The sequence below is a fragment of the Pseudomonas sp. NPDC086251 genome (assembly GCF_044746405.1).
Taxonomy (GTDB): domain Bacteria; phylum Pseudomonadota; class Gammaproteobacteria; order Pseudomonadales; family Pseudomonadaceae; genus Aquipseudomonas.
In genome coordinates this window covers 534,052-557,894 of sequence record NZ_JBIVBY010000001.1, presented here as the reverse complement: position 1 = coordinate 557,894, position 23,843 = coordinate 534,052, and the positions used below count along the sequence as shown (strand labels likewise).

Genomic DNA, 23,843 nt, shown 5'->3' with positions numbered 1-23,843 from the left:
CCACGCTCCCACAAAGAGCCGACCGCATGGGCCGTTAGATATCCGCCAGTGCCGACACCAGGATCGCCTTAATGGTGTGCATACGGTTTTCCGCTTGCTCGAAGGCGATGTTGGCCGGTGATTCGAAGACTTCTTCCGTCACCTCGACGCCGTTGGCCAAGTGCGGATACCGCGCAGCGATGTCCTTGCCAACCTTGGTTTCGCTGTTGTGGAAGGCAGGCAAACAGTGCATGAATTTCACACGCGGATTGCCTGAGGCCTTCATCATGTCGGCGTTGACCTGATAGGGCAGCAGTTGCTCGATGCGCTCGTCCCACGCTTCCACCGGCTCACCCATCGACACCCAGATGTCAGTGTGGATGAAGTCCACACCCTTGACCGCTGCTTTCGGGTCTTCGGTGATGGTGATGCGCGCGCCACTGTCTTCGGCGAAGGCTTTACATTGGGCGATAAAGTCCTCCGTTGGCCACAACGCTTTCGGTGCAGCGATGCGCACGTCCATGCCGAGCTTGGCCCCGATCATCAACAGCGAGTTGCCCATGTTATAGCGGGCGTCACCGAGGTAGGCGTAGCTGATTTCATGCAGCGGTTTGTCGCTGTGTTCGCGCATGGTCAGGGTGTCGGCGATCATTTGCGTCGGGTGGAATTCGGCGGTCAGGCCATTGAACACCGGCACTCCCGCGAACTCGGCGAGCTCTTCGACGATCTCCTGTTCGAAGCCCCGGTATTCGATGGCATCGAACATCCGCCCCAGCACGCGGGCGGTGTCTTTCATGCTTTCCTTGTGGCCGATCTGCGACGACACCGGATCGATGTAGGTAACGTGGGCGCCTTGGTCATGGGCCGCCACTTCGAAGGCGCAACGGGTCCGGGTCGAGGTTTTTTCGAAGATCAGCGCGATGTTCTTGCCTTGCAGGTGTGGACGCTCGGTGCCGGTGTACTTGGCGCGTTTGAGGTCACGGGACAGGTCCAGTAAATAGTGCAGCTCACGGGTGGTGTGATGCATCAGCGAGAGAAGGCTTCGATTGCGCATATTGAAAGCCATGATCGGGTCTCCTTGAATTTCAGATTTCCCCAAGGCCTGCGCTCTATCAAGCGCCGGCCCTGGCGGGCAGATTAATAGTCAATCGGGTCGCGGATGATCGGGCAGGTCATGCAGTGGCCGCCGCCACGGCCGCGCCCGAGTTCGCCGGCACTGATGGTGATGACTTCGACCCCGGCTTTGCGCAGCAACGTGTTGGTGTAGGTGTTGCGGTCGTAGCCGATGACCACACCGGGTTCCACGGCCACCACGTTATTACCATCGTCCCATTGTTCGCGTTCGGCGGCGAAGCTGTTGCCGCCGGTTTCGACGACGCGCAAGGCCTTGAGATTGAGAGCCTGAGCCACGGTGTCGAGGAAGCTGGTTTCTTCACGACGGATGTCGATGCCCCCCGGTTTGCTTTCGTCGGGGCGCAGGGTGAAGGCGACTATCTGGCTTACCACTTCCGGGAAGATGGTCACTACATCGCGATCACAGAAGCTGAATACGGTGTCCAGGTGCATGGCCGCGCGGGATTTTGGCAGGCCGGCAACGATCACTTTTTCCACCGCTTTGTGCTTGAACAGGTTGACCGCCAGTTGGCCGATGGCCTGACGGGACGAACGTTCGCCCATGCCGATCAACACCACGCCGTTGCCGATCGGCATGACGTCGCCGCCTTCAAGGGTGGAGTTACCATGTTCCACGTCAGGGTCGCCGTACCAGACTTCGAAGTCAGCGTTGGTGAATTGCGGATGGAATTTGTAGATGGCGGTGGCCAACAGGGTTTCCTGGCGACGCGCCGGCCAGTACATAGGGTTCAGGGTCACGCCGCCATAGATCCAGCAGGTGGTATCGCGGGTGAACTGGGTGTTGGGCAGCGGCGGCAGAATAAAGCTGGAATGACCGAGGAAATCGCGGAACATTTCGATGGTCTTGCCACCAAAGCTGGTCGGCAGATCGTCGCCGGATACGCCGCCAATCAGGTACTCGGCGATCTTGCGCGGCTCCAGGCTGCGCAACCACGAGCTGGTTTCATCGATCAGGCCCAGGCCCACCGAATTGGCGGTGATCTTGCGCTGCAGGATCCAGTCCAGGGCATCGGGGAGGGCGGCGATGTCGGTCAGCAGGTTATGCATTTCCAGCACTTCGACGTTGCGCTCGCGCATTTTGGTGACGAAATCGAAATGGTCGCGCTTGGCCTGGGCCACCCACAAGACATCATCGAACAGCAGTTCATCACAGTTGTTGGGAGTCAGCCGCTGGTGGGCCAGACCAGGCGAGCAAACCATGACTTTGCGCAGTTTGCCGGCCTCGGAATGCACGCCGTACTTAACTTTTTCCGTGGTCATTTCAGTGATCCTCCAGAGGTTAAAAACAGGGCTGTTACAGGGTCAGGAAGCCGTCATAGAGACCGTAGGCCGCCACCAGGGCACCCACCACCACTGCGGCGAATATCAGCTTCTCGACGTGGGTGAAAACCGGTTTGTCTATTTCAAGTTTAGCCTTGGCGAAAAGAATCGCGCCGGGGGCATAGAGCAGGGCGGACAGCAGCAGGTATTTGATGCCCCCGGCATACAGCAGCCAGACCGCATAGATCAACGCCACAGCGCCGATGATCAGATCCTTCTGCCGTTCGCCTGGCGCGCCTTCGTAGCTTTCGCCACGCACGGCCAGCAGCAAGGCGTAAGCCGCTGACCACAGGTACGGCACCAGAATCATCGAGGTGGCGAGGTAGATCAGTGACAGGTAGGTGCTGGCCGAAAACAGCGTGATGACCAGGAACACCTGGACCATGGCATTGGTCAGCCACAGCGCGTTGACCGGTACATGGTTGGCGTTTTCCTTGCGCAGGAACGCCGGCATGGTGTGGTCCTTGGCGGCGGCGAACATGATCTCCGCACACAACAGTACCCACGACAGCAGCGCCCCCAGCAGCGAGATGATCAGCCCGACGCTGATCAACACGGCGCCCCATTCCCCGACCACGTGTTTGAGCACTGCGGCCATCGAAGGGTTCTGCAGTTTGGCCAGTTCCGGTTGGGTCATGATGCCCAGCGACAACACGTTCACCAGCACCAAAAACAGCAGCACGGTAATGAAACCAATCACCGTGGCTTTACCCACGTCGCTGCGTTGTTCCGCCCGGGCGGAAAAAATGCTCGCGCCCTCGATGCCGATGAACACCCAGACGGTGACCAGCATCATCTTGCGCACCTGATTCATCACACTGCCCAGATCGGGGCTTTTCAGGCCCCAAATATCGGCGGTGAAGATGTCCAGTTTGAACGCGAACACGGCAATCAACACGAACAGCAGCAGCGGCACGATCTTGGCGACGGTGGTGACCAGGTTAATGAACGCCGCTTCCTTGATCCCGCGCAATACGAGAAAGTGCACCGCCCAGAGCAACACCGACGCGCCAATAATCGCCGCGACTGTGTTGCCTTCACCGAAGACTGGAAAGAAATACCCGAGCGTACTGAATAGCAGTACGAAATAACCTACGTTGCCCAACCAGGCGCTGATCCAGTAACCCCAGGCGGACGAAAAACCCATGTAGTCGCCGAAACCGGCCTTGGCGTAGGCGTAGACCCCGCCGTCCAGATCTGGCTTGCGGTTGGCCAACGTCTGGAAGACAAACGCGAGGGTCAACATACCGACGGCGGTAATCGCCCAGCCAATCAGAATGGCGCCGACGTCCGCACTGGCAGCCATGTTCTGTGGTAAGGAAAAAATCCCGCCTCCGATCATTGAACCCACGACTAAAGCAACCAGTGCACCAAGTTTCAATTTGCCCGGGGATTCAGACATTGCATCACTCCATTGCAGGGGAGGAGGGTTACTGCTTTTAGCGTGCCAGTATTTATGAGGCGACCTAAGTCCGGAGGGAGGCAAAAAATACGTGACTTCGCCTATGACGCCGGCGTTCTAGAGCCTAAGGCACGGTCGGAATATCACGCATTACAGTGAGTTATTAAGCTAGTTCTTTTTTTCTTTTAAGCAAATTTCAAAAGGGCTTTTCAAGTACGGAATTGCTGTATCAAAAGTCATAGATAAAGCTAATAAATATATGCATCACGGTAAAAATATAAACGTTAAATAAGCACAATTATTGGCGTTATCGAATAACCGTTATTACGCTCTGTTTAGCCCATGCAGGTCTGCCCCGGCATGTCGGGGAACAGGAGCCCCGAAATGTCGCAATCGACGCACAAGCTTCGCCTGAGCGCGCTAATCGCTCTTGTCGTGGGGTCCATGATTGGCGGCGGGATCTTCTCTTTGCCGCAGAACATGTCAGCCCATGCCGATGCTGGCGCGATATTGATCGGTTGGGCGATCACCGCCGTGGGAATGCTGACCCTGGCCTTCGTGTTCCAGACACTTGCCAATCGCAAACCCGATCTGGATTCCGGTGTCTACGCCTACGCCAGGGCCGGGTTCGGAAATTACATGGGGTTCTCGTCCGCCTGGGGGTACTGGATCAGTGCCTGGCTGGGCAACGTCGGCTACTTCGTGCTGCTGTTCAGTACCCTCGGGTATTTCTTTCCGGTGTTTGGCCATGGCAACACACCCATCGCCATCGGTTGTGCCTCAGTGCTGCTGTGGGCCGTGCATTTTCTGGTGTTGCGCGGGATCAAGGAAGCCGCCTTCATCAATCAGTTGACCACTGTGGCCAAGATCGTGCCGCTGATCATGTTCATCGTCATTGCCGCTGTCGCCTTCAAGGCAGACATTTTTACCCGTGACATCTGGGGGCGCAGCAATCCGGATTTTGGCAGTGTGATGGATCAGGTCCGGCACATGATGCTGGTCACAGTGTTTGTTTTTATCGGCATCGAAGGGGCGAGTGTCTACTCGGCCCGGGCGGAGAAACGGTCGGACGTTGGCCGGGCGACGGTCATCGGTTTCCTTGGCGTATTGGCGTTACTGGTGCTGGTGAATGTACTGTCGCTGGGGATCATGAGCCAGCCCGAACTGGCCAGGTTGCAGAATCCTTCGTTGGCGGCGGTGCTGGAACATATCGTCGGCCCTTGGGGCGCACTGCTGATCAGTATCGGCCTGGCGATTTCACTCCTGGGGGCTTTGTTGTCCTGGGCGCTGTTGTGTGCCGAAATCCTCTTTGCCACGGCCAAAGACAAAACCATGCCAGTGTTCCTGACCAGGGAAAACGCCAATCATGTGCCGGTCAATGCGTTGTGGATGACCAACGTGATGATCCAGTTTTTTCTGCTGATTACGCTGTTTTCCGCTGGAACGTACACCAGTCTGATCTACCTCGCGTCCTCGATGATCCTGGTGCCGTACCTGTGGTCGGCGGCCTATGCCGTGCTGTTGAGCGGGCGTGGCGAGACCTACGAACACGCGTCGGCGCAACGGAGCAAAGACCTGCTGATCAGTGGCATTGCCCTGAGCTATGCGGTGTGGTTGTTGTACGCCGCCGGGCTCAAATATTTGCTGCTTTCGGCGTTGCTGTATGCGCCGGGGGTGATCCTGTTCGCCAAGGCAAGGCATGAACAGGGCGAGCCTGTGTTCACCTCGGTCGAGAAAGGAATATTCACCTGCGTCATCAGCGGCGCGGGGCTGGCGGCGTACGGGCTGTACAGCGGATTGTTGAGCTTGTGAGTTTGTCAGCTTGTTGCTGAAGTACTCGCAACTTATGCTTGGGCGACGATGCTGGAGGAGGGGCTGCAGCTGATATTTTAGGGCGAAATAACAAGCCAGGAAGCGCCTTGCATATAACTAAACTAAACATCTATTTAGTGTAGTTATATAATTTTGTTATATGTAGCCTTTTTCAGCAGGTAAGGGTTATAGCCAGATCTGGTACGACTTCTTGAACGACGGGAAGCTTGCAACATGACGGATAACGGGCGCAACAAGCACTTTCAAAACGCTCAAGACGTGATCGCTGAACTCAACCTGGAACCTCACGTCGAAGGTGGTTACTTTCGCAGAACCTTTCAGACCGATCACCAGCCAATGGCCGAGACCGCCGGTGGCCAGCGTTATTTGATGTCCTCCATTTATTACCTGCTGACCCGCGAGTCGCCAATTGGATACTTTCATCTGAACCGATCCGACATCCTGCATTACTACCATTTGGGAGATGCGATTCAGTACTGCCTGATTTTCCCGAACGGCACATTGAAAACTGTCGTGATGGGCAGCGACATTCTCGCCGGACAATGTTTGCAGCTGCACGTACCGGGTGGCGTCTGGAAAGCTTCGCAGCTGACGGATGGGTCGGAGGGGTTCGGATTGATCAGTGAAGCGGTTTCACCAGGGTTTGATTTTGCGGACATGGAGATGGGCAGCCAGCACAAACTCGGCGAGCAGTTTCCGGAGCATTGGGAGCTGGTTCAGAGGCTGACTCGAGAATGAAGGGTTTGGGGGAATGAGCTCTTCAAGATCTGCGTGCAACCAGGCTAATCTGGAAACATCGTGTTACGTGTAATGTATATTATGTTAAATGATGTGTCTGAGTGGAACCTTTCCGAAGCTGTCCATTTTCGCGATTCTGTGTCGGTATTTTCACGAATCTGTGCCGACTGATTTTTCATGAGCTTAGATAGTTCTCTTCAGAGTCAGGCTAAAGTTTGCGTCCAATGATCTGTGTTGTCCGACCCGTGCGCCGTGACCATCTACAATATCTCTGAAGCTGTCCCTGATAGTACGATGCTGGTGCCCATATGGCGTCGCCGTTTGTCCCATTCCCGATGTTTTGCCCTTACGCTCAATGGCGACCGCGGGGCTTGGAACAATTTCCAGAAAATAGCGAACTGACAGCCCGGCTTGAGGCTGTAGATGCATTCTGCCTTCCGTTTGTTAGCTTATGGTACTGCCAGCGATATCTTGCTTGGCTGGCCCATAGTTGGACTCCTGAGCAAGCCAATGAGTCCTACTACTTCGAGACCATACATCTCGAGCGCCTTCTGAATTGGTGCTTCTCCGAAGGACTGTCTTTATTGGATCTGCAGGCCCAGGATCTGTGTCGATATGTGGATTTTTTTCATACTCCAGGTGCTGATTGGTGCGCTCCTGCAGCGTGTTTGAAATTTCTACCGAATCCCCTGGAACCATACGGAAACTGGATGATGAATCCTTCTTGGCGACCCTTTCTATCATCGCCACGCGACTCATTATGCCAACTTGGTCTCGCGCAGGTTGTTATCAACAGATTTTACGATTTCTATTTTCAAGACGTTTCTATAGCTAAGACTGGTTCTGTGTTGTGTGGCTTATGGGCGCAGCCTGAGCGACATTTTAGTAAATTGTCAGAGTACGAGCTGGACTGGTACATGAAGAGTCTCGCAGCTTTGCCGTATGGCGAGGAATACAAACAAATCACACTCATGTATTTCGCAATTGCAAGGTTCTCTTTGCAGTCTAGAAGGCAAGTTATGGGAAGCCAGAGCAGTCCAGGACTACTTAGCCAGTTTTCTAAAGGCGCAAATGGCGTCTGGTTGGAGATGTTGCCGCAGGGGGAATTGCGAGCGCTAGATCCAAAATTTAGCGAAATTTTTGAACCTTATCTGAAGCACTTGGATGTAGATGCGGGTAGGCCGCTCCAGCCTTCAAAGCTTTTTTCAACCTCTCCCGAGGGTAAATTTGCAAGGAAATGTAGGCTCCAGCTGGTGGAGATGGCCGCGAATGCTTCGGATCCAGTCATTCGGAATGCTGTGGAAAAGTTTCGAACGCTCACATTTTCAAGTATTCGGAAATCATTCCGAAAGTAAGTCGGAAGGCAGTTTAATCCCTCCTGTTCTTTTACTTATACGCAGGCTTACTAATGTGTTTGCTACATCAGCTCTTAAGTCAATTTCAGAATTAAGAGGACAATATTTGGCGTTATATTGACAGGGTTTCCGGCGACCAAAACAAACGATAAATGGAGACGGCGCGCTATCCATTCATTTGCGCCCTGCTCTACCGCAACAAATTCGTTGAGGCTATTCAATCAGGTCTTCCTCTGGATGAAGGCACCCACACCGGCAGTTTCGAGTTGCCAGGTTTATCGATGATGATCGCTAGGCTTTGCTTGGCGCGCGTAGCTGCCACATAAAAGGCGGAAGCTGGCGTGGACTCGAGATACGTCTGCTTCTGGATGAAAGCTTTGATCGGCGCGGTTGGCATGATCAGCACACGTTCGAACGTGGCGCCTTTCGATACCTTGAAATTCATGAAGTCCAAAACGAACTCCTTACCAGAAGCTATGGTGCTGCGAAGACACTGAGGCTTATACCGCTCGACGTATTGGGCGACATGCTGTGAATGCACCAAGTACACGCCATCATGTTCAGACACCACGTGGTTCTCAGATGTGGTTTCTGGGAAGCCCCATGACGCATCAAATATGGTGTCAGAGAAAGTCGCAATCTCAGTTCGGCAGCGGTAAGTCGTGGTCGCGTAGTCAATGCTCAGCAGACCTCCTTTTTCGCGAACAAGAAACCACTCCAGTGCACCTGCATACCCATACTGTTTGTTTTTCTGTCCTCTGGGGTTAGTCGAGAGTACCGCTTGGCGAACGTCACCAACCATGCGGATGTCGATCCTAGACTCAAGCAACTCATGGACGATTTCCCAGTCATAGCTACTGAGATCTTGCACCTCGTCGATCATGATCTCGTCGTAAAGACATTCCAGTCTGCGTATCAACGCGGGGGTGGCCGCCATCAGCTCCCGAGCGAGACGGCCGAGTTCGCATGCGTAGATCTGGTTACTACCGTCCATAAACCTTTGCCTGTCCTTCGCGAACATGCTGGGACGGCCGTCGAAGTTGAAGCCCCCTACCCTCTCCCCTGGGAATTTGAATGGCAGGAACGGTTTTGCAAAGTGGCGAAGCAAGAATGTGTACCAGCCCAGAACTTCGATGTTGTGGCGATCGCCGGCTTGGGAGCCGAGGCGATGTATCAGTTCCTGCTGATTGGTCTGAGTGAACGTGACAACGAGCACACGCCGTTCGGTAGCTAGCGCTTTGCAGTGATCGACCAGTCCTTGAGTTTTCCTACCACCAGCGACAGCCAAGGTCAGTAGATTAGGCATTGTGGATGAACTCCGCCGCAGCCTTCATGTAGGCAGGTGGGCTGAGCACCTCATCCGACTCAGCCAGTCGAATTGCCCCTTCTGTTTTCTCGCGCGCCATCCAGGTCAATAGGGTTGCTGCCGCAGTGATGCCAAGCATCTTGCGCAACTGAGGCTCGCCGTTCGCTGTAATAAGCTGGGGTTCGAGCGTGGTGCCGTCAGCGACGGTGCCGATGAACAGCTCTCTGCGCCTCACGTCCAGCCACTTTAGAACCGGAGTACGTAGGTCGATTGGGTCAACGCCATCGTTGTCGCGCATCACAGCTACAGGCTTGTTCATCGCGGCGCAAAGCTCAAGGCATCGCGCTAGGGCCAGCCCACGCATACTGATGACATCTATCCCGTGGGCCATCGGGCGTACGCCGAAACAATCCTTATAGACGCGTTCGAAGATGATTTCGTCGGACGGCCCTTCGACCAAGACAACCTTTTTCGCCAGCACTAGGCGGAGGGTGTCGTAGCCAGGCAGTCTTTGGAAATAGCTCACTGTCTCTGGATGAAGTTCTGTTATTTTGGACGCGCTGTTGCGGTGAAGAAGTAGCAATGCGTCGAGGCCGAGCCGGTTCAACACGTATGTGCTGTGAGTCGAAATGAAGAGCTGCTGCTCTTCCGTCGCCAGATTTTCGATGCGATTGAGTAGAGTGGTAAGGCTCGTGTGAGATAGATGATTTTCGGGCTCCTCAATCATCACGATGTTCGCCTTCGAGGAATGGCGCTTCATCGCGAGTGAGATCTTGATTGCAGCCTGTTGGCCCTGGCCAGCCATCGCAAATGGCAGGCCGTCGACATGTGGAGTGACCACGCTTTCCCAAGATGTGCGGGATGTCTGATCCATCGCCAACGCCATGGGCTCTTCCTGGAGCGCTGCGCTTAGACCCGAAAGTCGCTTGTTCACAGGCGCTAACGCGCCATCTGTCATGGACGCTTTGATATTGCGGTAGTCCAGCTAAATCTCTGCTTTCTCGGATGACTCCAAGTGGTCGCTAAGGATCTGGCGGAGATGGTAATCAACGCCGGCGGCGGATTTGACCGTGCGAGAATCGATGGTGGCCACGGAGAGCGCCCGCGGCCGACGTGTGAGTTCGCTATCAGCGAACGATCGCCATTCGTAGGTGTAGTACTCAACTGGGAGTAGCGGTGAAGGATTTTTGAGCCATTCATCCAGCTCGTCCTTGTACTCCTCGTTGGGGAAAATGGAGAGAAAGACACCAGGACAAGCGTTCGTTGGAACGTCGGCATTCACTGCGCCCAGCAGCCCCTGTAGTTCATCCGTGTCTTGCAAATAGAGCTCGATGAGAATCTGCGGGAGCGCCGGCTTCATTCCAGTTCTTCTTAGGGTCAGAAACTCGGTGACCACCTCGGTGTTAAACCAGTGAGGGTTCAGCTCCTCCAGGATCCCCTTGCCACCGATCCGCCCGTTGAGCGCCAATGAGATGGCCTCCATTAAGGTGGACTTCCCGGCGTCGTTGTCTCCGACCAGGATGTTCATACCCGGGTTGGGCTTCAGCAGGAAATCTTTGTAGATGCGGTATCCACGGATGCGGATTTTGGTGATCACGTTCGACTTCCTTGGCGAGTTGGTACTATATGGCGCTTTGATGGGCGGGATGCCTGATGCTATAAGCGAAGCGGTACGTTGTCGACTCCGTCATTTTCTGCTGTACACCCCTTCTTTCGCTGCTCCGCCAGACATGGCAGCCCATCAAGGAAAAGGCGAATGACCAGTATCGAGAAGGATTTGGCAGACATCAGAAGGTTGACCAGGATATCTCTCCCGGAAAGTGGTAACTACTTGTTCCGCCTGGGAGTCGCAGTCTGTGGCTTCACTTCTGTCACAGCTTCAAATTCAAGCTATTGCTGAGCGATCAACCGCCTCGGAGATGTTGCGACGCCTGGATGTCTTGAGCGACTCGAAAATGGAGCCCCTTTGAGTGAATGCCATATCGACTTGCAGCAGCTTGCTGAGCTACCGCAAGAGTCTCACCAGATAGGCTGTTGGCTCATCCGCGACACCGATATCCCGATCCTTGGAAGATCCGTTTTCTGTAGTACTGGCCCCCTGTGCGCGCGTCCAATAAGATTTTATCGGTACGACTGGACAGGCCTTTTATCTCTCGGAAGCTCTATTTCCTGTAGCAGGCATATCACTCGACCCATAGCCCGTCTATGATCGGCCGATCTCAAAATGCCTGCATGGGGTGGTTCATCATGGACGAGCAACTCGGACGCTTACACGCTACAGCCTGCTTCAACTCAGCCTCCACGTTTAACGAGCCAACACTGCGTAGCAAAGAGTATGCAAACGCGGCGCTCACCGAGTTTGTCAAACTTCAGCGTGAGCAGCCCGAGATTCTGAGCACGCTCCTAAAAGGGGGAAATCAGGGCGCCAAACGGTTGAACACCGACCCTTACCAAGGGCTTCGTGAGGTTATCCAGAACGCTGATGATCTGAACGCCACCTCCGTGCAGTTTGCTGTGCAGACCGTCCAGGGCAACAAACAGTTGGTCATCGTTCACAACGGATTGCCTGTTGAGTTGCCCCACGTGCTGCCGATGATCTACCCATTCTATTCCACCAAGCAGAAATCGGCGGAGTTGAAGGGACGGTTTGGCATCGGCCTAAAGACCCTCACCCAACTGGGCGAAAATCTTACAGTCCACAGCGCGCCCTTCCATTTCGGCTCACGCGATGACCATGTGGCAATGGTGGAAGAAGCCGTTCCTATTGACGATTTCTACGACCCCCGCGCCAACCAGACAATGGTCAGCGTCGATCTCTATCCGGACTATGACCTTGATTCCCTGGAGGCCTGGTTTGATGAATGGGCCCCCAGCGACCTGATCTTCCTGGACAACGTACGCGCCATTACCTTACTCGACTTGGACAAGCGCGTTTCACTAAAGCATTTGGCGATCCAGCAGACTCAACCCACTTGCCACTTTAACCTGGCGTTAGCCAAGCACCAGAGCCGTGTCACCCACTCGACCTTCTTGGTGGACGACGCCCTTTGGGAGCGCTTCGTTTGTGAAGTAAAGGTTCCAGCCGGGAAAGCACGCGCTGCAAAAGCGACAGGCGATTACACCCCAATCGGTATTGCGATGCCGGTAGAGGGTAATGCTCGAGGACGACTCCATGTAGCGCTGCCCACCAAGATTCACACCAATGCTGCATTCTCCCTGGACGCTCAGTTCGACCCGTCTACTTCCCGAGAGGACATGATCCATGGCGGTTGGAATCAGTGGCTGACGGAAGCGTCGGGGCAGTTTCTCGGTGAGCTGGCCATCCACTTGGCGCAGCAACGCAATACGCTAGCGTGGTTAGCAGTCCCAGTTGGGGCCAAGACAGACAGCAGTTCCGAATGGCTCAACAAATTGTTCAGTGAACAATGGGCCAAAGCGATAGATGCCTTCAAAGCTTGCTCGACCCTGATCGATGGTCGCTACGCTTTGAGCCAGATTTCGTACTGCGACGTGTCGATCGACGGGATGCTTACGGAAGCCGACCACCTCGCGGTGAGCGGGAGGCCAATGCTGCCCGAGTGGATGCGAGATGATAGCGGACGTTGGCGGGTGGTTTTGGAAGCCCTGTCTGTCTCACATGCATTAGAGCTCGGGGATGTATTCGAACACTGTGACCACGATGGATTCGAGGGAAAGCCCCCAGCATGGTTCTTGGACATGGCCATGAGGTGTCTCGATCTGGATGATGACTATCCGCTGCTCGACACCAAATGGGTGCCGCTTGCATGCGGCCAGCGAACCGAGGCTAGATGCGACGACGAAGCCGATTCCTGGCTAACAGGCCAGCCTCCCTCGATTGACTTCGCCGCTCGCCACCAGCTGACGCATGTTGTCCACCCTCTTCTGCTCTCTACGCCTTATGCACCACTTGTAGAATGGCTATCAGAGAGCGCCAACTTCAAGGCAGAGGTAACCGCGCAGGATGTCCTTGAGGCATTCGCCAGACGCTTCGCGGAAAACCCTATCGCAGCAGACAAACAAGATCTTCTGGATCTGCGTGATCTGTTTGAGCACGTCGACACAAAGAACACCGACTTGGGCCATGAGGTTGGAGCGGCCCTGCTAATTGACGCGTTTAACTATGTCGCGCTCGAGGATGGTCGAATAACGACAACGAAGGTGCTTGCCTCGCCCACCAGCTTGTACCTTCCGGCATCCATCGCCGACTCGCAAGACGCCTGGTCGAAAGCAGCAGGCAATACGCCGGAGCTGCTTTGGGCATCGGCGAACTATGCCGAGGTTTTTAAAATCAGCAGAGCAGACCAACGAACCACTCAAAGTGAGGTTGTTACCACAAGTCGGAAGCGAGGCGTGAAGCGTTTTCTCTCATTGCTCGGCGCTGAGATTTCACCTCGCCTTGTCGAGGCCAACACCGACTCCGCGCACATTGTGCTTCCCTCTCAGTTTGCAGCTCGCCGCTTCCTGGGCCGAGCACGCGGAGGGTTACGACGAGATTTCGTCTCGCCCGATCTTGATGCCGTCATCCGCAACATTCGGCAGAGCCCGCCCCTGCCGGTATCGCGCAAGGGTCGAAAATCTCGTACGACCTTGGGAGCTTCCGCCCCCTCAGCGGTTGAGAGAGCGATAGCGGTGTTCCTATGTATAGATAGCGACTGGGCCTCCTTCGAACCCTACAGCAGAACCTTTGCCTACCGAGAAAGTGGCAGAAGCGATAGCTCACCGGTACCTACCACGTGGCTCGCGAGGTTAATTGACAATGCGTGGTATCCGAACTATGCAGGTACACCTTGTAAACCTACCAGCCTCATTGTCGAGACGAAGGTTACGCTCGCGATGTACGACCATCACACGGATTTCGCCAGCGGCTTGACAGAAGCAGACGCCAACAGCGAATTTGCTCGCGCGCTGGGGATGCGTGTTAATCCGCCTGTTTCACAGCTAGTGGCGGCCCTTGAGCGTGCTCGGCAAACGTCGTCATCTGACGATCTCAGTCTAATGAGGTTATACAAGGCTCTGGCTGGCCATTGCCCCCAAAGCACCTCTGCCGTTGCTCCTGAAACGATGATCGGCGACATGCAAGCCTTGAGTTTGCGTGGAAAATTCGGCATTGCGCGATCGTACAAAGGGCTCATTGCCCCGTGCGTTACCACTTCCAAAGGCAGCAAGGAATGGTTCAGTATGCGAGCTGTCTTTGCCGGCAAAGACATCTTTCATGGCAGGCAACCTTTCGTTCTGTATGACCGCAGCCTCACCCCTTTGTGGAACGCGCTGGGCATCAGTCAGCCTGACTTGAAAAGCTGTATCAGAGAGCTGGAGTGCCTAGCTAAAACAGCGTATGAGCCTGAGCACGATGCATTGTTGCTCGACATCTATAGGCACATGGATAGGCATCTGGACAAGGCGACTGCCGCGGATCGACGAAGCCTGAGCCTCCTGCCTTTGCGCTCAGGCGAAACCTGGACGACGCAGCGCCCACTGTATTATTCGCACTACTCAAGTCTCAAGTCCGACAAGATCGCCTTGTGGGTGCCACCCTGCGCGGCTGACACCATTCCCCGATTCGTTAACGCCGCAGGTCTGGAGAGGCTTCCATTCGCTGCAGCCGCTCCTGTGAGAACGAACGCGACTACCGACGAGCTGCACTTTTGTTTTCACACCGCACTTCGCATGCTCAAGGCTGACCTTGCGAGAAATGATGAACGCTCGTACAAGGCAATGGAGCCATGGACTCGGCTCGACAACGCCAGCGTAAATCTGCATCTGCCGGGACAGCTGATCGTCAATGCAGCACCCAGAGGTTTGCGGCAAATCCCAATGCAGCTTCACGCCTACTCCGATCTAACTGCTCTTTCTGTGCATTTCGATGACGAGAAATTTATCGGTAGGAGCGAGTATGGCGGCATCGCCATTGCAGGTCTGGGCGATGGCACGTGTACTCGAGAAATCGCACTCGCATGGGTGTCCGCCTGGGCTACCAGCGAAGACTGCGAGTACATCCCAGACATCAGTCTCGCTACTGAAACGGTGGAAACCAGTCTTGATGCGTTGATCGCCGAACAGGAACGATTGGGTGGAAGTAATCGCAAACGAGTAATCAAGCGAGATGCTGGGGCGACGGCCAGCGCAGACAATCCTGAACGTACCGTCCAGGCACGCAAGCTGAAAGAGCTGCCTCCTGAGTTCCAGTTTACTGTTGAGGTAGTCGACGGAAGCGATCTGACTTTTAAGGGGCCGCAGCCGCGCAAGACTGGCCCGCTAATAAACCAGCCGCTCACGCCTAAGCGGTCATCTTCGAACTCTGTGCCGGAAAGCGCATACAAGCAATATTCTTCCGCAGAATTGCAGCGCAAGGCTTGGGCTTACCTCGAAGCTTCGCTGCAGCGGGATGATGTTGTTCTGGTCGACCTGCAGGCCTACCGAGGGATCGGCGCCGACGGAGCTCTGGATAAGGCCACGTTCATTGAGATGAAGTCATTCGCCCGCGGTGCCCCGGCGGAAATAACTCTCACTGAGACCGAGTTCCGCCGTGCAGAAGAGAGCAAAACTAAATTCTATTTAGTGATCATTTCGGGGTTGGAAGAGGGATATGAGACTGAGCTGCGCATCTACATCAATCCCACCAAAACCCTTCCATGGACGCCCAAAGGTCAGGTATCGATAGGTGGATTGGCCAAAGGGGCTGCATTAGTGCTGAAGGAAGCACTGGACTGATCGAGGTGAGGGGTATCATAACTCCCTCAACCTCTTCCGATTCGTCGATATGCCGATGGGACGGGCAGTCGTTGATACATTCTGATGGCGCCATCCAGCTTCAAAATCGGAGCTAGATGGCAAAAGGAATCAACGTTTTCCATGAGCATTTGGGATAGGCGCTCATGTGCGAGTCGCCAAGCCAACGCGCCATCATCATTGCTACGTGGAATTCCGGTGATCTGATCCATGCTTCATCTCCTAGGGGTGGGTCGAGGGCTTTGCGCGCCCTGGAAATTGCTGATCCTCTACATCTGAGGAGGCATAGCCACCCTCCTCCAGGCCTGGTTCATCAATCTCAGCCTGCCGCAATTGCTCATTCTCTTTCTGAAGCGACGCTACCAGCGCCACGGTCTCTTGCTCACGCAGATCAGCTATAGCTGTTGCCCTGTGGAATGCCTTGACCTCCTCGCGCAAAGCTGAAATCTGCTCCATGAGGTGCTCAGCCACCCCAACGGACTTGGCCTCACCCTGGCGTAGGGTCTCAATTTGAGTGTTGAGAGACTGAACCAAGGACTCCTGAGTATGCAGAGCTTTAGTTTGCTGCCTGACCTCACCGAGCAGGCGTTCATTGTCACGATTCAGTCGCGTCAAATCGTCCTGTTTCACGGCGATGGTCTCCCGCAGCTTGCGCTGCTCCCCTTGCATCTCATGCAGTTGAGACTCGTGCTTGCGTTGATCCTGATCTCGCTGTTCCTTCGCCGCCTCCCGATAGTGCTCGAGCGCTCCACGCGCCTGGACGTGCTTTTCCTCCAACGATTGGATGTGCTTTTCCTTTTCAGCAACCAGCGACTCAAGGTCGGTACAGCGCTGACTGAGGCCCGCGTTACGGGTCAGCTCAGCCTGGAGTGAGGACTGGGTGGTCGCAAGTTCAGCGTTCTGCGTCTCTATCGCGGCCTGTTGGGTGGCCGAATTACGTTGGGCAGAAGCCAACTCAGATCCGAGCTCGATGAGCTGGTTTTCGAGCGCAGCCCGCTGCAGGTCAAAAGCTGCGGTCGCATGGGAGATTACTTCCTGGCCCTCCTCCATAAGCTGATCCAGCAGCGTTTGCACCATACCGTTGAGTGTGTCGCCTATACGTACACGTGCTGCTACGGGCGCTCGACTGGAAGGCTCAAGCTCTTTCAGGTACCGAGAAATCGTTGTCTTGGAGCCCGTATTTCCAAGCTCTACGCGCACTGCATCGATGCTGGGGTTGGCTCCCCTGGCCAGCAGCGCCTGACGTGCTTCTTGCACAACAGCTTTATTGATTCCGCCTCGGGCCATGGGGTCTCCTACGATTTCGTACTGTGTTACATGTCATGTAGTTACATAACACTTTCTAGAGATTTTACGCCGTTTGATCTTGGTTTACTAGAAGACCATAATAGTGCTTTATGGCTTCTTGACCCTTTATGACACCCAGAGAGCCTCCGCAAAGCGCAGGAAGGCAGAAAGGCCCCGATTTTGAAGGCAAAGTACGATGGAAAAGGCAGATCGATATCTCAGCGCCGGCACCCGGGAAAACACCCGTAAAAGCTACCGGGCGGCGATCGAGCACTTCGAGGTGACTTGGGGTGGGTACCTGCCCACGACTGGCGTAGGCGTCGTTCGCTATCTGGCGGAGTACGCCGACAAGCTCTCCATCAATACGCTGAAGCAGCGTCTGGCAGCCCTTGCTCAATGGCACGTCACTCAGGGTTTCCCTGATCCGACCAAGACGCCTGACGTTCGCCAGATGATCAAAGGCATCAGGGTCGTGCACCCTGCAAAGGTTAAGCAGGCCGCCCCGCTACTGCTGAAGCATCTGGAGCAAGCGGTCACCTGGCTTGAAAGGGAAGCAGCAGTCGCCCTTGAGCGCGGAGATTACAAATCGCTGGTGCGTCACCGTCGCTCGGTGGCGATCATCTTGATTGGATTCTGGCGTGGCTTTCGAGGCGACGAGTTAGCCAGGCTAACGGTGGAGGATACCCAAGCCATAAGCGGTGAAGGCATTACCTTCTTCCTGCCCTACACAAAGGGTGACCGTCAGCATGAAGGAACAACGTTCCAAACGCCGGCACTCGCCATGCTTTGCCCCGTGGAGGCCTACATCAACTGGATAACAGTCGCCGGGGTCGCGAAAGGCCCGGTGTTCCAGCGAATTGATCGCTGGGGCAATCTGTCAGGCAAAGCCATGCAGCCGCATAGCCTCATCCCCGTGCTGCGCCGCATTTTCAAAGAGGCAGGACTACCAGCGGAGTTGTATAGCAGCCACTCGATGAGGCGCGGCTTTGCAACTTGGGCGTCCGCCAACGGATGGGACATCAAGGGGCTGATGAGCTATGTGGGCTGGAAGGACATGAAGTCGGCGCTGCGCTACGTGGATGCCAGCATGTCGTTCGGCGGAATCGCTTTGCGCGCGGCCCAGCAAGCGCCCTCCATTGAGTGTAGAAAGATTTCCGGTGATCACCCACACACTGATTGAGTCCTAGGCATACGAGGCCTACAGGTGTTCTGTTCTGTTCTGCCTCGGTCGGCGCCGCACGTCACTAGCCGCCAGTGTTACCTTGCGTGCTATGTCGATGCTGAGGGGCGTTTGCAGGACTGGCGGTTCTAGCCCCAATGGCGCAAATCGATGCGCCCTAAGCTACACACCGTGAAGGCACGTTAGAGAAGAAGGAGTAACGCAATGGCATGGTTTAGTGATGATCGTTCGGAGCGGGAGAAAAACAGAGAAAAAGCCTTCATCAAAGCTGTTAACAACCTCAAGACCCTCGCTGTCACAGCGGATGGAGGCATGTCCATTGACCCAATTGAGATTCAGGACAAAGTCATAGCTGCGCGCTTAGGGCTTCGGCATTTCGTCACACTGAAAAGGGACAAATAATTTCTATGCAGGGTGAAGTATGTTGTTGTGTTTGAGATCCGCAAGCCGTGAGGAACGCCATGTCAGATAAAAAATTGCTCACCGCTCGAGAGGTCTACCTGGTTCTGCGTGACGTCTCCATGATTTCACGCACAATGCGCAGAATTACAAACGCCACTTGGGATGAGATCTATTGCGGGCTGATGACCGTTAACGTCGACGACTGGGTGATAACGCTCTACAACGACTGCGGAGAGTTAGACTACTGCGATAGCTGTTACAGCCCCGACGGCCGAAAGTACGAATTCAGCTCAAGAGATGCATCCGATCCTGTCGAGCTACTGGCCCCTGCGGAGCATCGCCAGCTCGAGGAACTGCTCCGCCGTATTTGATTCGGGCTTAAAGTTTCGCCCGCAGTGCATGCGCCGACGAACCCTCTACGAAAAAGCATGACGTCACGAAAAAACCAGCTGATTACTCAGAGTGGTTTACAGCTCCATTCGGAATTCAGCAGGATAGAATCCTGCCATAGGCCTGCTATTCATGCTCGCCGTCTCCAAGGCATCCAGCGGTTCATTCCCCATGGCTTCCATCAAAGCGTTGGCAAGCCAAACGGCGTCGAGCATGCCGAAGGAATAGCCCATGAAGTCGAATACAAGTTCTACTCCTCCATCTTCAATTGTGTAGACGGCCACCATTTCAGCCCGTTCGTGCCCGCCTGACCAAGGCTCAACGACATAGACGTCATCTTCTGCTTCGTGACAGTTGAATCTCCCCTCGGCTGCGTAATCCCACTCACCAGATGCTCTTTTTCGAAATGTCCTCGTAAGCTTGCTGTCGCATGCCGCAGGCGTTGGTACAAATCCTGCCAAATTCCCAATGGTAATGAGGACAGCATCGTAGAGACAGCGCGCGATATCTTCAGCTACCGCGTCAGCGAACCTAAACGGCATGATGTCTAAATTTAGACTGACATAGTGATTACACTGCCTGGACACTTGGCAGGAATACAGTTCGTCATGCTCTCGCCCTCGCCAGCAAATAAATTCGCGCTTTGCTAAAAACACTGCTGGTCGGACTTCATTGTTGCTCAAAAAATTCACCAATATTATGTTGTTTGAAATAATAACGGACGTCTAGGAGAAAAACTTTAGCGAAATAGTGAAATATTTTTGGCAGACAAACTTAGGGTATCTCAACCATATGTACCGGATGACGAAGGAGTGACTCGGTTTGGCTATTTGGTATTACTTCTGATTGAGAGGCGCCTATGGTTTTGCGCGTGCCCCTTCCGGGGGCGGCTGTCGTGAACCAAGCCTTGGCGCATGCGCCGGTCTTGGCCCTACGGACTTCCATCCTCACGCCTGCGCGCTCCGCTTGCCGGCAGAATGAGCGCTCGCGATCACTGCTTGGGTTTACGAAATGATAACAGCCATGGAGTTCGCTTTAGCGCACTCCACTTGAGCGAGCAAATAGCCTCCCACGCACAGTTGCTCGATCAGCCATATCGCATCATCAAAACCCAGTCTAAACACCCTGTCTTCGATACCAAAGCACGGGATACAGAGCTCATCATCGATTCCTACAAAAAGTCGATAGTAGTCACTCCCGCCAGCATTCAAGTTGGTATAGTAAAATTCCCCACTGGCACCAAAGCTTAAGGCGTCTGACTCGTCATCACAAAGCTCTAAAAAATCGCGCTGGGTCGACGGGCTTCGCTGTAAAATCATCGAATAAAATATTTTGGACAAATCCAGTTTCATCTTACTGCCGTGATCCTCCGAGTCGCCCTTGCGCACGGTGTATGCTTGAATCAGCATCGATAGTTTGTCTGCCAACTCGCCACATTGTTGAGCTGTAAAGCAATACTCGGATTTGTCCAGCACGCATAATATTCCGCCCCCGGTCAATTCCACAGACGCAATAGTGCTTTCTTTCTCCTCGTCCTCGTAATAAGACCCATAAAGTGTGATTGAACGTTGAGCTTTGAAAGCAGTGCTTATAGACGATTCTAGATTCAACATTTGTATTTACCTCGGGTTAATACAAATATAAACGGATCCATCCGCTCAAAGCTTTAGCGGAAATCTAAAAAATAATTCCTGCGTTGATAAGGTCGAATACCCCGCGACAGAAAAATTCCTGCTTTTTCTTCGGCGGTTACGTGAAAACCGTTGGAACCCCGCGTTATTGAATTTGGCAGAGCCCTACGGCTTCACACCGATCAACACGGGCAACCGTTAATGATCCAAAAATGGGTCATTAAGTGGCATTTGTGTGGTTAATGTCCCTATTAGGGGTCATTAAAGAAGTCATGAATGCCAATGCTTCACTGTACGCCAGAGCGAGCTAACGCATCGCCAGCTTTCTGCTCTTAGCATGCTGAGTGTCTCGATCTGAAAAGCAAATGATTTTCGCCCCTCCGCCGTCGCAAAAAAAGCCTCCCGTTGCTGCCTGCCCTTCCCTCGCCAATCAATGGTGAGGCTTATGAGTATGCTCGTAGGATACTGATTACATTGAAGAATTATTTTTTGCTGTGCGATTTGCGCCTTGACATCGAGCCTGTTGTGGTCTTCCCTTAGACCAGCATTCAGGAGAAGAGATATGCGCCATCTATCCTCGCTCAAGCTAGCTCGTGCCGTATCTGACCCTGACAATTCAGGCGATCCGAGCGTCTTCCTCGTGTACAGGGTCTTCGGTTGTGTGCAATCGAAAGATGCGAACCTCAAGGATTTGCCTCAGCCTGCTGTGCAACGTTTTGCTGTAATCAATCCGGAGTGTGTGGATGATGACGTCTTCCAGATCCTGGAGGATGCACGCGACGTCGGGGCACTAGCGCCAGTCAAGCTCATGGTCGCGCACGAAGACTCTCTCTATCTCTTCCTGGATGAAAAGGTAGGCAGCACCACGGTTGCTGCAATCGAGTCGCTATGGTCAACGCTAACAGGGGCGTGCGCTCATCGCCGTATGGCCGTGCATTTCGCAAGCGAAAGCGAAATTTACGCTGGTCGTTCCGATTACTCTTTTTCGTGTGGTGCCCAGGAAATTCTTGAGTCAGAAACGCTTGGGCTGATACCAAGTGCATTGTCGGCTATAGACACCTCTTCACGTGAAAATGACCGGTCTAAAGTCACTGAAGTGCCCCAGATTCGTAGGTGCCGTGATGGACTCCTTATCTCCTCCCTATCTATAGAGTATTACCGTATCGCAGATCTCCTAGCACGTTCAGAATTCCAGGACATGAAGATGACCGAGAAAAAGCCTCGCCTCAGGGCGCTGATACCGATTCAGACCTATTCGGCCCGATTCAGCCAGTGCGTGATTAGTGGGTTACCTGGTTCACGTACAGTTGAATACTGTCAGCGTAAAGAGCGACTTTTCGGGGAGAGCGAACTGGAGATGCTCAAACCGAAGAAAAAGCGTCACGCCAAAGAAAGGCCTCAGAGCAAGGCCTTCGGTGGTACTGAGGAAGCGGCTATAGCTCGCGCAAAACCGGCACTTCTACAGGGAGCTGACAGCTTTACCTGGTTAGGTTTCCCACAGATCATGACATTGGACATGCATCCACGCAGCGATATGTGTAGCGCAATGCTGCGTCGTTTACGTTCATACCGCTAATACAAAAAAAATCTTCCATCGCGCTCAAGGTTTCTCAAAACGATCCGTTTTTCATCTATATGTACACGGTGAGAAACCAACTTTGAACCAATCGACGATTGCATTCATCCAGTGCCTCAAAGGCGCTATATCGTTTTCCAGGACTGTGCGAGGCAATCGCCAGCGCACGGCCTGGGAGCGTTTGATCGGTTACATCGAATCATCCACCTCCCTTGCTGGTTTTGACAAAGCTGCGGCTCGAGCGCAGGGGTATGCTCAAGCACTTGTAGACAGCGAACAAATCGATACCAAGTCCACGGAGCGTGACCTCCTGATCATCGCCACGATAGATGCCTGGCGACTGCATCACATTCTCTCGAACATTCCGGCCACCCTGTAACACTGCCCTCCTCCAAGGAAGTCTATGTCCACCTTATTTCAGCGTTAAGCCCATGAAGAAATTTCAGAATCCAGTATTCACATGCTTCAGCGAATGCTGGCCGCCAATACAGCCTAAGACACATTTGAAATGCCCAATGCGCTTCGTTTTCGAGACGATCTGAGGCAATCCAGTGGTGAGCGAGAAAATGACTGATCATTTACGTCGGGCCTCATTTCCGGGTTCGTCTGTGGCCTAGCTCGGGCGGTCTGTACACTTGAGCACCTGTAAAAAGGTCGACATCAACTTCATTCGACCTATTGCGGCCGTGGATGGATGGCGCCGACACCTCGTCTGCTCAAATATTCAGGCTAGCCTGTACCACTGCTCCCCCTAAGGAAATCCATGTCAAAACTGTTTCTGCGTTATGTCGATGACGAAATTTCAGACCAAACGATCCAAATGCCTCAGCGAGTTCTGGCTACTTCGACTCATCAGTATCCGATTGATGTTCTCGCGTTGCGCTTTGAGCAGTACCTGGCAGACCCCTCATCTGTTCACGATAAGTACCCGTGGGCAGCACGCTTCGTAATGGGTATTCCCGTTACGTCTTGGCAACGTGAGCTTGTATGGAATGTTGGGCAAAAGGCTCGCTTCATTACTGCTGCCTGGTCAGGCACAGATCTGGGGAGCTATCTCACCAATGAGTGGTGCGATTACGCGGGGAGAGCTGCGGCGGAGAACAGTGAAATCCTCCTCGATGGGCAACAACGACTGCACAGCTTGGAAGAGTATTTTCTGGATCGCCTTGCAGTCCCGGACATACAAGGCCAGCCACGAGTATGGTCGGAGCTCGGTAATGTCGAGCGCAAGCGGTTCCTGTCAACGATCTTCGCGCATTCAAGTGTCAGCTCCGACGACGAGAGGGCGCTGCGTAGGACTTATGATCTTTGCGCTTCAGGTGTGACGCCTCGGACGCACGATCAACGCGCGGCTCGATAAGCTTCTGAGGCTTTGTGTTGTGGCGTGCCCCTTCGGGGGATGGCTGTCGTGAACCAAGCCCGGCGCGAGGCGGCGGTCTTGGCCCTTCGGGCTTCCATCACCACGCCTACGCGCTCCGCTTGCCTGTTCCCTAGCCTTCTGGGGTCTGTAACGTAACTTTGTGAGCCGTAACGTAAGCAGCGTTACAGATCACAAATTTA

20 protein-coding genes are annotated in these 23,843 nt (G+C 54.1%); 10 read left to right on the top strand and 10 right to left on the bottom strand.

Annotated features, from left to right (window positions below):
- Nucleotides 1–34: 34 nt before the first annotated feature.
- The 3 genes from ACIPL2_RS02500 to arcD (ACIPL2_RS02490) all read right to left on the bottom strand — a co-directional run bounded on the left by ACIPL2_RS02500 (nucleotide 35) and on the right by arcD (ACIPL2_RS02490) (nucleotide 3,835).
- A complete protein-coding gene (locus ACIPL2_RS02500; protein WP_401352690.1) occupies nucleotides 35–1,045 on the bottom strand; it encodes an ornithine carbamoyltransferase in 1,011 nt (336 codons plus the stop codon).
- A 71-nt stretch (nucleotides 1,046–1,116) separates the two neighbouring features.
- Complete coding sequence (gene arcA, locus ACIPL2_RS02495) at nucleotides 1,117–2,373, bottom strand: arginine deiminase (protein ID WP_401352689.1); 1,257 nt, start codon at nucleotides 2,371–2,373, stop codon at nucleotides 1,117–1,119.
- Between the two features lie 34 nt (nucleotides 2,374–2,407).
- On the bottom strand, nucleotides 2,408–3,835 hold the full coding sequence (gene arcD, locus ACIPL2_RS02490; RefSeq protein WP_401352687.1) for an arginine-ornithine antiporter: 1,428 nt from the start codon (nucleotides 3,833–3,835) through the stop codon (nucleotides 2,408–2,410).
- Between the two features lie 384 nt (nucleotides 3,836–4,219).
- Here arcD (ACIPL2_RS02490) and arcD (ACIPL2_RS02485) point away from each other — a divergent pair, with 384 nt between their 5' ends.
- The 3 genes from arcD (ACIPL2_RS02485) (at nucleotide 4,220) to ACIPL2_RS02475 (ending at nucleotide 7,761) form a co-directional block, all read left to right on the top strand.
- Nucleotides 4,220–5,647 carry an arginine-ornithine antiporter gene (arcD, locus tag ACIPL2_RS02485; protein ID WP_401352685.1) on the top strand — a complete coding sequence of 476 codons (1,428 nt, stop codon included), beginning with the start codon at nucleotides 4,220–4,222 and terminating at the stop codon, nucleotides 5,645–5,647.
- Between the two features lie 234 nt (nucleotides 5,648–5,881).
- Complete coding sequence (locus tag ACIPL2_RS02480) at nucleotides 5,882–6,406, top strand: cupin domain-containing protein (protein WP_401352684.1); 525 nt, start codon at nucleotides 5,882–5,884, stop codon at nucleotides 6,404–6,406.
- Between the two features lie 371 nt (nucleotides 6,407–6,777).
- Nucleotides 6,778–7,761 carry a hypothetical protein gene (locus ACIPL2_RS02475; protein WP_401352683.1) on the top strand — a complete coding sequence of 328 codons (984 nt, stop codon included), beginning with the start codon at nucleotides 6,778–6,780 and terminating at the stop codon, nucleotides 7,759–7,761.
- Between the two features lie 217 nt (nucleotides 7,762–7,978).
- Here the strand turns inward: ACIPL2_RS02475 and ACIPL2_RS02470 are convergent, their stop codons facing one another.
- From ACIPL2_RS02470 to ACIPL2_RS02460, 3 genes are all read right to left on the bottom strand, one after another.
- Complete coding sequence (locus ACIPL2_RS02470; protein ID WP_401352681.1) at nucleotides 7,979–9,067, bottom strand: UvrD-helicase domain-containing protein; 1,089 nt, start codon at nucleotides 9,065–9,067, stop codon at nucleotides 7,979–7,981.
- A complete protein-coding gene (locus ACIPL2_RS02465) occupies nucleotides 9,060–9,953 on the bottom strand; it encodes an ATP-dependent nuclease (RefSeq protein WP_401352680.1) in 894 nt (297 codons plus the stop codon). The genes ACIPL2_RS02470 and ACIPL2_RS02465 overlap by 8 nt, the downstream gene beginning before the upstream one ends.
- A 99-nt stretch (nucleotides 9,954–10,052) precedes the next feature.
- Entirely contained in the window at nucleotides 10,053–10,664 is a 612-nt protein-coding gene (locus ACIPL2_RS02460; RefSeq protein WP_401352678.1) for an AAA family ATPase, read from the bottom strand.
- Nucleotides 10,665–11,314: 650 nt separating this feature from the next.
- Between ACIPL2_RS02460 and ACIPL2_RS02455 the strand changes: the two genes are divergently transcribed.
- Nucleotides 11,315–15,799, top strand: a complete 4,485-nt coding sequence (locus ACIPL2_RS02455) for a sacsin N-terminal ATP-binding-like domain-containing protein (protein ID WP_401352677.1) — start codon at nucleotides 11,315–11,317, stop codon at nucleotides 15,797–15,799.
- A gap of 26 nt (nucleotides 15,800–15,825) precedes the next feature.
- Here ACIPL2_RS02455 and ACIPL2_RS02450 read toward each other — a convergent pair whose 3' ends face one another.
- Nucleotides 15,826–16,029, bottom strand: coding sequence for a hypothetical protein (locus ACIPL2_RS02450; protein ID WP_401352675.1), 204 nt, complete (start codon nucleotides 16,027–16,029; stop codon nucleotides 15,826–15,828).
- A gap of 10 nt (nucleotides 16,030–16,039) precedes the next feature.
- The gene (locus ACIPL2_RS02445) at nucleotides 16,040–17,104 is read right to left on the bottom strand and encodes a DNA-binding protein (RefSeq protein ID WP_401352674.1); all 1,065 of its coding nucleotides are present in this window, start codon (nucleotides 17,102–17,104) and stop codon (nucleotides 16,040–16,042) included.
- Between the two features lie 196 nt (nucleotides 17,105–17,300).
- Between ACIPL2_RS02445 and ACIPL2_RS02440 the strand changes: the two genes are divergently transcribed.
- The 3 genes from ACIPL2_RS02440 (at nucleotide 17,301) to ACIPL2_RS02430 (ending at nucleotide 19,057) form a co-directional block, all read left to right on the top strand.
- Nucleotides 17,301–18,284 carry a tyrosine-type recombinase/integrase gene (locus ACIPL2_RS02440; RefSeq protein ID WP_401352672.1) on the top strand — a complete coding sequence of 328 codons (984 nt, stop codon included), beginning with the start codon at nucleotides 17,301–17,303 and terminating at the stop codon, nucleotides 18,282–18,284.
- 204 nt (nucleotides 18,285–18,488) lie between these two features.
- Nucleotides 18,489–18,686, top strand: coding sequence for a hypothetical protein (locus tag ACIPL2_RS02435; RefSeq protein WP_401352671.1), 198 nt, complete (start codon nucleotides 18,489–18,491; stop codon nucleotides 18,684–18,686).
- A gap of 59 nt (nucleotides 18,687–18,745) precedes the next feature.
- Nucleotides 18,746–19,057: a hypothetical protein gene (locus ACIPL2_RS02430; RefSeq protein ID WP_401352670.1), complete on the top strand. Its 312-nt coding sequence runs from the start codon at nucleotides 18,746–18,748 to the stop codon at nucleotides 19,055–19,057.
- A gap of 96 nt (nucleotides 19,058–19,153) precedes the next feature.
- Here ACIPL2_RS02430 and ACIPL2_RS02425 read toward each other — a convergent pair whose 3' ends face one another.
- Together ACIPL2_RS02425 and ACIPL2_RS02420 are read right to left on the bottom strand one after the other, a co-directional pair.
- Nucleotides 19,154–19,768 (bottom strand): hypothetical protein, encoded by a 615-nt coding sequence (locus tag ACIPL2_RS02425; protein ID WP_401352669.1) that lies wholly within the window; start codon nucleotides 19,766–19,768, stop codon nucleotides 19,154–19,156.
- Between the two features lie 312 nt (nucleotides 19,769–20,080).
- A complete protein-coding gene (locus ACIPL2_RS02420) occupies nucleotides 20,081–20,689 on the bottom strand; it encodes a hypothetical protein (protein ID WP_401352668.1) in 609 nt (202 codons plus the stop codon).
- A 580-nt stretch (nucleotides 20,690–21,269) separates the two neighbouring features.
- Between ACIPL2_RS02420 and ACIPL2_RS02415 the strand changes: the two genes are divergently transcribed.
- The 3 genes from ACIPL2_RS02415 (at nucleotide 21,270) to ACIPL2_RS02405 (ending at nucleotide 23,643) form a co-directional block, all read left to right on the top strand.
- Complete coding sequence (locus tag ACIPL2_RS02415; RefSeq protein ID WP_401352666.1) at nucleotides 21,270–22,283, top strand: hypothetical protein; 1,014 nt, start codon at nucleotides 21,270–21,272, stop codon at nucleotides 22,281–22,283.
- Between the two features lie 82 nt (nucleotides 22,284–22,365).
- Complete coding sequence (locus tag ACIPL2_RS02410) at nucleotides 22,366–22,662, top strand: hypothetical protein (RefSeq protein WP_401352665.1); 297 nt, start codon at nucleotides 22,366–22,368, stop codon at nucleotides 22,660–22,662.
- 384 nt (nucleotides 22,663–23,046) lie between these two features.
- Nucleotides 23,047–23,643 (top strand): DUF262 domain-containing protein, encoded by a 597-nt coding sequence (locus tag ACIPL2_RS02405; protein WP_401352663.1) that lies wholly within the window; start codon nucleotides 23,047–23,049, stop codon nucleotides 23,641–23,643.
- Nucleotides 23,644–23,843: the final 200 nt, after the last annotated feature.